The organism is Pseudomonas sp. TJI-51, assembly GCF_000190455.2.
GTDB classification, from domain to species: Bacteria; Pseudomonadota; Gammaproteobacteria; order Pseudomonadales; family Pseudomonadaceae; genus Aquipseudomonas; species Aquipseudomonas juntendi.
Genome location: NZ_AEWE02000077.1, coordinates 31,822 through 32,525, shown reverse-complemented (window position 1 = coordinate 32,525; position 704 = coordinate 31,822). Strand labels below are relative to the sequence as shown.

At 67.5% G+C, this 704-nt stretch carries 1 protein-coding gene; it reads right to left on the bottom strand.

Annotated features, from left to right (window positions below):
• Nucleotides 1-36: 36 nt before the first annotated feature.
• Nucleotides 37-704, bottom strand: a 668-nt coding sequence (locus G1E_RS29640) for an MFS transporter (RefSeq protein ID WP_047149966.1), incomplete at its 5' end; no start/stop codon positions are given.

Genomic DNA, 704 nt, shown 5'->3' with positions numbered 1-704 from the left:
TTGCCGGCGACAGGGCCGGTGCTGCCCAGCACAGATTCAGACTTTTTCGCTGGTCACCTGCACATGCAAAGCCCGCCCGGCCCCCAACCCGAAGACGATGGCGCCGACCCCAAGCACAGCGAAGATCCAGCCCACGGCCGCCCAGCCGCCCGTCAGGTCATGCACCAACCCCACCGCGAACGGCCCCATCGACGCCAGGGTATAACCCACGCCTTGGGCCATGCTCGACAGGTTGGCCGCCACGTGGGCATCCTTCGAGCGCAACACGATCAAGGTCAGCGCCAGGGCAAATGTACCACCCTGCCCCAGGCCCAGCACCACGGCCCAGCCCCACAGCCCGGAAAGCGGGGCATACAGGCAACCGAACAGGCCCGCCAGAGTGGTCAGCATGACCACCACGATTGCCAGCCGCTGGTCCTTGCCGCGAGTGGCCAGCCACGGCGCGCTCAGCGAACTCAGCAACTGCACGATGACCGACCCGGAAAGTACCAGGCCGGCCTGGGTCGGGCTCAGGCCACGACCGATCAGGATCGACGGCAGCCAGCCAAACACGATGTAGGCCAGCGACGACTGCAGGCCCATGTACAGGGTCACCTGCCAGGCCAACGGGTCACGCCAGAGGCCACGCACGCGGTATGCCACCTTGTGCAGGCCGTGCCCCTGGCGGGCTTGTGGCAGCCAGACCAGCATGGCCAGCAGCGCCG